Origin of the sequence: Mycolicibacter kumamotonensis (assembly GCF_002086285.1) — a bacterium.
GTDB classification, from domain to species: Bacteria; Actinomycetota; Actinomycetes; order Mycobacteriales; family Mycobacteriaceae; genus Mycobacterium; species Mycobacterium kumamotonense.
The window spans coordinates 1-8,159 of sequence record NZ_MVHU01000066.1 but is presented as its reverse complement, the minus strand read 5'-3'; the positions used below and the strand labels follow the sequence as shown (position 1 = coordinate 8,159).

General features: G+C 65.4%; 5 protein-coding genes and 2 pseudogenes. 1 reads left to right on the top strand and 6 read right to left on the bottom strand.

Features of this window, described 5'->3' with window-relative positions; translation table 11 throughout:
* The 4 genes and pseudogenes from BST28_RS22435 to BST28_RS22420 form a co-directional block, all read right to left on the bottom strand.
* Positions 1-78 (bottom strand): annotated as a pseudogene (locus BST28_RS22435) (WXG100 family type VII secretion target); the annotation flags it as partial.
* A gap of 49 nt (positions 79-127) precedes the next feature.
* Complete coding sequence (locus BST28_RS22430) at positions 128-1,366, bottom strand: PPE family protein (RefSeq protein WP_165607095.1); 1,239 nt, start codon at positions 1,364-1,366, stop codon at positions 128-130.
* A 41-nt stretch (positions 1,367-1,407) separates the two neighbouring features.
* Positions 1,408-2,646 (bottom strand): PPE family protein, encoded by a 1,239-nt coding sequence (locus BST28_RS22425; RefSeq protein ID WP_019737825.1) that lies wholly within the window; start codon positions 2,644-2,646, stop codon positions 1,408-1,410.
* Between the two features lie 9 nt (positions 2,647-2,655).
* Positions 2,656-2,955, bottom strand: coding sequence for a PE family protein (locus BST28_RS22420; RefSeq protein WP_019737824.1), 300 nt, complete (start codon positions 2,953-2,955; stop codon positions 2,656-2,658).
* Positions 2,956-3,458: 503 nt separating this feature from the next.
* Between BST28_RS22420 and BST28_RS22415 the strand changes: the two genes are divergently transcribed.
* Positions 3,459-3,764, top strand: a complete 306-nt coding sequence (locus BST28_RS22415; RefSeq protein WP_019737823.1) for a DUF732 domain-containing protein — start codon at positions 3,459-3,461, stop codon at positions 3,762-3,764.
* 816 nt (positions 3,765-4,580) lie between these two features.
* Here the strand turns inward: BST28_RS22415 and BST28_RS22410 are convergent.
* Together BST28_RS22410 and BST28_RS22405 are read right to left on the bottom strand one after the other, a co-directional pair.
* Positions 4,581-6,422, bottom strand: a complete 1,842-nt coding sequence (locus BST28_RS22410) for an ATP-dependent nuclease (protein WP_131813897.1) — start codon at positions 6,420-6,422, stop codon at positions 4,581-4,583.
* Between the two features lie 224 nt (positions 6,423-6,646).
* A pseudogene (locus BST28_RS22405) lies at positions 6,647-7,811 on the bottom strand (IS3 family transposase).
* Positions 7,812-8,159: the final 348 nt, after the last annotated feature.

Below are 8,159 nucleotides of genomic sequence, written 5' to 3'. Positions count from 1 at the left end.
AACCGTCTGGGCGTGCACATCAAAACGCCCCGCCATCGCACGCATCGCGTCCGGATCAGTCATAAAACGAGTTGCCACTGTGGTCTGTCTCCTTGCCTGAAGTCGGTTGTCGTAGCGGGAATTCCGGCTATCCGGCCACGAACGGTCGGGCCATCACAGTGGGTTTGAAGCCGTAGCGCGGTGTGCTGAGTCCGAAGCCGCCCCGTTCGGCACCGATCGGCATCCCGCCGGGCATGGCGGCCATCGATTCGATTTCTTCGGGTGCGGCAGACCAGCTGCTGGCTTGCAGGGCTTCGGCCGCCGAGGTGGCGCTCTCCGGGGCGGCTGCGGCCCAGGCGGCCGGCGCGGACAGTTCCCCGACCAGGGTGGCCTGGCCCATGCCGGCCGACACCGGTGCACTTGCGGTGAAGGCAGACGCGGCGCCACCGCCCAGGGCCCCAAGGCTGCTCAACGGACCGCCGGGAGCCAGCAGGGCGCCGATGCCGGCACCTGCCGCACCACCGCCGAGGGCGTTGAAACCGCTACCGGAGAAGAACGTGGTCATGGTCGGGATCAGGCTCGCCGGGGTGAACGCCGCGGATGTCCCGGCGAAGCTCATCCCGCCGTTGAGCGGGTAGGTGAGCAGCGAGACGGTTCCGTTGATCGACGCGTTCCGGCCGATAGCCTCGAGCAGTCCGGCCAGGGTGGGCGGGGGCAGGCCGGCGTCGGCGGGGCCCGGCGAAGTCAGGGTCTGCAGCGCGTTCGGCAGGGACGAGATCGCCTGTGCCGTTTGCGCGGTATTGCCGGCGGCGGTGCCGCTGGCCTGACTGACCGCAGCCGCCTGGTTGGCCGTTCCGTTCGGATTCGTGGTCTGGTTGGGCTCAGTGAACGGTGCCACCTGGGTCGCCGTCGCCGAGGATGCCGCGTAGCTGTACATGACATCGGTGGCCTGGGCCCACATCTCGAAATACTGTGCGTCGGCGGCCATGATCGCCGCGGAGTTCTGCCCGACGACGTTGGTCGCCACCAGTTGCTTCTGCTGGGCGCGGTTGGCGGCGATCACCGCCGGGGGAGGGGTGGCCGCGTGGGCCGCCTCGAACGCGGCCGCTGCGGCGGTGGCCCGGCTGGCGGTCTCCTCGGCCTTCGTCGCGGTGTCGGCCATCCACGCCAGGTAGGGCTTGGTGGCGGCGGTCATCGACGCCGATGCCGGGCCCAGCCACTCTTCGTCGACGAGCTGGGAGAACGTCGTCTCATATGACGTCAGCGCCGAACTGATCTCGGCTGCCAGTCCGCGCCAGGCGGAGGCGACCGCCATCATCGGCGTCGAGCCGGGACCGGCGTACAGCCGCCCCGAGTTGACCTCGGGCGGCAGGGCCGCGTAGTCGATCATCGTTGCTCCTGGCGAAAGTTCTTGGACTGCATCATGGTTCAGACCACCATCGGCTTCGGCATGAATTTCGGCCGGAACCCGTAACGCGGCGTGCCGTAGTTCATCCCGGCCCGCCCGACGCCGGTCGGCACCGGAGGGGGCATGGAGGCCATGTTGTTGTGGGTCTCCGAGGGGACCGCCCAGCCGCCGGGGCCTCCGGTCACGGCTGCCGCGCCGGGGGTGGCTGCCGACCAGCTGGCCGGCGCCGAGAACGACGTCCCGACCAGCGAGGCCTTACCCATCCCGGCGGTGACCGCCGGGGTGACCGCACTCACCCCGAATGCGCTGCTGGCTCCGCTGGCCATGCCGCCGCCGAGCGCGCCCAGGGCGCCCAGGGCACCCCCGGGACTCAATGCCGCTCCCAGACCACTGCCGAGCGCACTGCCGGCGCCGCCGGTGAAGCCCCCGCCGGTCATGAAACCGATGAGGCTTGGCAGCAGCGCCGACGGGATGAAGGCTGCGCCGGTGCCGGCGGTGTTGAACAAGTTGTACAGCGGGGTGCCGAACATGTACGCGTAACCGTTGATCGGGTCGTTGTACAGGAATTCGATGATCTGCTCGAGCCAGTCGGTCGACGCTGCCGGTGCGGCCATGGACTGCAGGGCGTTCGGAAGCGCCGAGATCATCTGCGCCGTCTGTGCGGTGCTGTTTGCGGTGCTGTTGGCCGTGGCATGGGCGACCGCAGAACCCTGTCCGGCCAACCCCGCCGGGTTGGTGGTCTGGGCGGGCTCGCTGAACGGTGTCACCTGGGACGCGGCCGCGGATCCGCTGGCGTAGCCGTACATCGCGGCGGCGTCCTGGGCCCACATCTCGGCGTAGAGGGCGTCGAGGGCCGCGATGGCCGGGGTGTTGATGCCCAGGATGTTGGTCGCGACCAGCGCGGCCTGCTGGACCCGGTTGGTCGACACCGCCGCCGGGGGCACCGTGGCCGCCCGCGCGGTCTCGAACGCGGTCGCGGCGGCGGTGGCCTGGGCAGCGGCCTCTTCGGCCTGCGCGGCGGTGGTGTTCATCCACTCGATGTAGGGGGCTACCGCGGCGGACATCGACGCCGAGCCGGGGCCGAGCCATTGCTCGTTGGACAGTTCCGAGATCACCGTCTCGTATGCGTGTGCGGCAGAGGCCAGTTCGGCGGCCATCGCGCGCCAGGCCGACGCGGCGGTCATCATCGGTGCCGACCCGGGGCCGGCGTACATGCGCCCGGAGTTCACCTCGGGGGGCAGGGCTCCATAATCCAGCATCAAATCGGCCTAACCTGCCGCGGCCGCGTTGGCGGCTTCGGTGGCCGCATACGACTCGGCGCTGCCGTTGAGCGTCGCGACGAACATCTCGTGAATGGCCGCGGCCTGCGCCGCAACCGACTGGTACATGCTGGCGTGCGCGGCGAACTGCGCGGCCGTCAGCGCCGAGACCTCGTCGGCGGCTGCGGGAACGACACCGGTGGTCGGCGCGGACGCGGCGGCGCTTTGAGCGTTGAGCGCCGCACCGATCGCCTGCAGATTGCCGGCGGCGGCAGCCAGGGCCTCGGGCTGCGTAGTCACGAATGACATTTGGGGATCTCCTCACGGAACGGATGGTTATCGGCTCCGGCGACTACGGTCCCGCATCACCGGGCGATTGTGAAAGCTGGTTAACCGCTTCTTAACAGCGGTGTCAGAACTTTTTACGAGGCCGCGAAGAGCCCGCCGGCGACAGCGTGGTGGGGGTCACAACGGCCCGCCGACGGTGGCGCTGGGAGGCGCCGGGGCGAAAGCCGTGCAAGACAGGCGTTCCCGGTCGCGGCAGGACCTTTGGCCTGACCAGGCCGGCGTCGTGGTGATTCGGCTCACCATCGGACGCCGATGCCCGGCGACCCCACTTCCGCCGTCCGGGGAAGAACATCAGATGCGCTGGTGAGCGATAAAAAGCGCGAAAAAAGACCGCTGCCGCGGGGGCGCTTCGGGGCGGGTTCGGCGGTGGCGTGAGCCCCCGGTAACACCGATTTAACATCCCGATCCGGGGGAGTAAACGGTACGTAACACGCTTTTAACGAAGACTCAGGACACTACGAGCCATGAATCGGTTTCTGCTGCTGACGGGTCTCGTCGCGATGGTGGGCCTGGCCGCGCCCGTGCACGCCGACCCCGTCGGCAGCGACGCTGCCTTCCTGACCCAGCTGACCGGTGCCGGTCTGAGCCACAAGGGCTCCGACCAGGTGGCGATCTCCGCAGGCCACTCGGTGTGCCAGCTGATGGACGCCGGCCTGTCCCCGATGGACACCGTGGTCGCGGTGCAGACCACCAACCCGGGTTTCACCCTGCAGCGCGCTGCCGAGTTCGCGCGGATCGCCGCCCAGAACTACTGCCCTGAGCACGCCTGAGCCCCACCCTTATCGCTGTCCTTTTCGTCCCGCGCCGGAGTGCCGGTGGGGGCCCGGCGGCGTTGTCGCGTTAGATTCGCCGCGAGCCCCCATAGCCCAATTGGCAGAGGCAGCGGACTTAAAATCCTCTGAACTGGGCGTTTGATGTGTTGGGTGCCGATGGAGGTCGCCGGAGAAGTTGGTTCTAGCTGCGGGAATGGTGTTGGCCGCGTTGGTGGGCGTTGAGGTCGAACGAATCCACTGCGGTATTGACTGCGGTACCCGTAGGCATTCTGGGGCGGTGAGGAGGAGCTTGGCGTCGAGAGCTAGGTAGGGCGCGGACCACTGGTCGAGAATTGGCTGGTAGGGCAAGCTATGCCCTCGACCGCTTCGTCCCGAACTACGCCACCAGGGAGTTTGAGTGAGTTGGGGCGTTGATTCAGTCAGGAATCACGTGTTCAACGGTGTTGGGGGGCGTCGGCGGCGATGAGCGGTCGTGGGAACCGCCGTGGACTGACTGATGACCGAGTTGTGTTCGGCGTGAAGCTTGGGTCATTTCCCGGTCAGATCACGACGAGCCGGTCGTTGGGGTACCTCACGGGTAGACCCACGCCGTGGACGCTGTCGTGCGCTGCCGTGTCGGGTTGCATTTTGGGTTTCAGGACAGGCTGCCACGGGCCCCAGGGGTCGCGGCAGGCTCTGCGTGGAGCAAGCCGCCGGCGCAAAGAGCTGGGGTAGGCATAGTCGGGTGGGCCGGGTAAACCGGCTTGCAGGTCACCACCGTGGGCGGTGGTGCTTATACCGTTGCGAGGATTTCCAGCGACTGGGGTCGCCGGTTCAGTACTCATCTACGGAGTCCTGGGAGGCCCAGGCTACAACTTGGTCGATAACCCGCTGTACCGAAGGGAACTCAAAACCTGCGAAATCAAGTCTGCGAACAACGCTGCGGACGCCGGCTGCCGTCGTGAGGGGAAGGCCGTACTGATCGTCGGCGTAGCGTTTCCAGTCGACCGAATCTGACTTCCCCATGCCTAGCGCTTCGCGGCATTCCTCCCGCATCTCCAGCCAGCCCGGGAACGTTGATGCCGTATCCGGATAACACTGTCGAATTCCGTCGGCCGGCAGGACGAACAACAGATCGTCTTCGGGAACTCCGAAGGCCGTTGGTAGCGGAAGACCCTGATCCTCACAACGTTTGATCAACCGGGTGACCCATATTTCTTCGCGGGTTCGTTTCCGGTTGCTTCTCTCGCCCATTGTTTCTGGGTCGGTCGCATCGGTGAGCACACCCATCTTCAGGCCAAGTCGCGGTGCGAGTTCGCCATCTATCAGCCCCTCCATGTTCCGAGTCCCATGCATCGGGATGATTAGGACCCCTGCTGCGTCGAGCGCCGATGCGGCGTATTCGTCGAGAACCGCATGGTCGAGCGGTCCCTCGACGAAAAGTACGCCTCGGTGCAGCGATAAGACCGAGGCGGGATGCGCACCGACCTCATTAGCTAAATCCTGTAGCAATGGGGTTACAGATGTCAGGAGCGTGCGGGCGCGTGTGATGGGAGGTTCCTCGCGACGGGTCACATGGACGTGTCTGATATCTGGACCGGAAATACGTAGAAACTCATCGTGGTGTGTCGCCACGATGATGTTGAAACCGTAGTCAAGCATTCTCCGGCACCAACGCACGATGCTGGTTACCGCCGATGGGTGCAGGTGGGCCTCCGGTTCGTCGAGGAACAAGATGTGGCCCGAGAACGGTTTTGCGTCTTTGCTTTCCGCCCGGGAGACGTAGTCGGTGTGTGTCAGCAGGTGTAGGGCGATCTGTATTGCGACGGCGACCCAGCGCGCCGAGCCGCGGCCAAGTTCGTATACCTCGTCAAGGCGCTGTTCCTTGAAACGGTCAGGCTGATGGTCGCGGTAGGTCACTGATACCGACGGTTGACTGCCCCATTCCGTCGCGACGTGCAGGTACGCGTAGACCGAACCGTTGATGAAGTCGGGCAACAGATCGGTAGCGAGGCGAGAGAAGAGGTCCAGGCGTTCCTGTAGCTCAGGACGGACTTGCCACGTTTGGCGCGGTGGAGACGATTCGGCTAGTTCCAACAGCGCTTCTGACCCCAGAGAGGCGATCAGCGCGTTGCCGATGCGGGCGTCGATGTCATCGATCTCCCAGTCGAGGAAGAGTGGGTACGGTCTGGGGTTTTCTTCCTTCAACGTCGATCTGAACCGATCATCAAGTTCTGGGTCGTCTAGTTGTTGGGCCGCGAGTGTCCGAAGCTGGCGAAAATAGTTGCGAGGGTCGGTGAATGTCATCGTTGCCGACTGCTCGAAGCCTACGAACGCGGTCTCAAGCGGAGCCAGTGGCACATCACCGTCGAGTGTGGCTCCATCTGCATCGCGAAGGTTGATAACGTCATCGTCGAAGGGTGCGCCGGGTTCGAGTTCAACGACGACTGCACCGTACGGGGGGAGTAGGTCGTCCGGTCCGCGGAGGCCGCGTGCCTGGACGTGGTTGTCGAGATAGTGATTCATATCGTCAGGTGATAGAACGCCGTAGATCGCCTCGATGACGTTCGTTTTGCCAGAATTGTTCTTTCCGAACAACACCGTCAGCGGACCGACTTCGAACTCGAGATGGTCGACCGATCGGTACCAAAGCAGACTGACCTCACGTAACCGCATGGCGATGACGGTACCGTTCACCCCTCAGTCGCCGGCAAGGCTTCCGAGTCGCCGGAGGACGTTCAGGCCGGTCGGAAAGGGCTGGCTCCGCAGCGCGGTCATGCTACTGCCGTGGCCACCAGCCTGGGCACCACACGCCGCCACCGGCGATGCGCGCGCTGGAGGGAGGAGAAGGCCGATGCCATGAAGAAGGGGTCTGCTGCACGGATAGGTGACAGTTTCGGTCACGCGGCCTGACTGGCCGGTGTGGTCATGATCGTCTCGTATTCGATCGGGGTCAACCGGCCCAGGGCGATCTGGCGCCGGCGACGGTGGTAGGTGCGTTCGATCCAGGTGACAATCGCGATCCGTAGGTCTTCGCGGGTGGCCCAGCGGTGCCGGTCCAGGACGTTCTTCTGCAGCAAGCTGAAGAACGACTCCATGGCGGCGTTGTCACCGGCGGCGCCGACCCGGCCCATGGAGCCGACCATGTCGTAGTGGTGCAGTGCGGCAACGAATTTCCGGCTTCGAAATTGCGACCCGCGGTCGGTGTGCAGCACACAGCCGGCGACATCGCCGCGGCGGGCGACCGCGTTGCGCAGCGCGGTAACGGCCAGCTGCGATTCATCCGGTCGGCGATGCTGTAGCCGACGATCCGGTTGGAGAACACATCCTTGATCGCGCAGCAGTAGAGCTTGCCCTGCTCGGTGCGATGCTCGGTGATGTCGGCCAGCCACAAATGATTGGGGGCATCGGCGGTGAAGTCCCGGCCGACCAGGTCATCGTGAACTGGCGGACCGGGCCTCTTGCCGTTGCGACCCCGCTTCTTGCCGAACACGCTCCACAACCCGTTGTTCGAGCAGATCCGCCATGCGGTGCGCTCGGCCATCGGCTGACCGGCAGCGCGGGCCTCATCGACCAGGAACCGGTAGCCGAACTCCGGATCGTCCCGATGAGCGTCAACGAGGGCGTTGGTGCGGTAGGCCTCGACGATCTCGGCATCGGTGACCGGTTCTTGAAGCCACCGGTAGTAGGGCTGGCGAGCAATGTCCAGTACCCGGCACGTCACCACCACGGGGATCCCGTCGGCGGCGAGCTCGCTTACGAGCGGGTAGAGCCTTTTCCCGGCAGATTCGCCTGCGACAAATACGCTGCCGCCCGCCGCAGGACCTCGTTCTCCTGCTCCAGCAGCCTGATCCGCTGCCGTGCTGCACGCAGGTCGGTCGACTCCAACGTGGTGGTGCCGGCCTTGACGCCGTCATCGATGTCGGCCTGGCGCAGCCACTTGGTCAGCGTCATCGGGTGCACCCCGAAATCGTTGGCGACCGCCTCGATGGTCACCCCGGGATCGCGGTTGCGGGCGACCCGGACAACGTCGTCACGGAACTCTTTCGGATAAGGCCTGGGCACAATGACATCCTTCCAGCCCACCCCGCAAGGCAAGCCAACTCAGATGTCACCTATCCGTGCAGCAGACCCGAGCGAATACCAGACGCCACGCACCAACGAGTCCCCGAGTCTCAAGTGCCTCTAGAGCATCTCCGATGTGGTGCTGTCTCGCTGTCCTGTAGCGGTAACGGCCTTCTGGACGTGGCATGAATGGGCACTGTAGCAGCCGATCCGGTCTGAGCGAGTCGTCGTCGGGATGGTGGCCCGAGCGGCTTGTGGTAGCCGCACCCGACTAGGGCGTGTCTCCTGATTTGCTGGCGTCGACTCGCGTGTGGATGACGGCGGCGACCAACAGGACGCCGCCGAGGT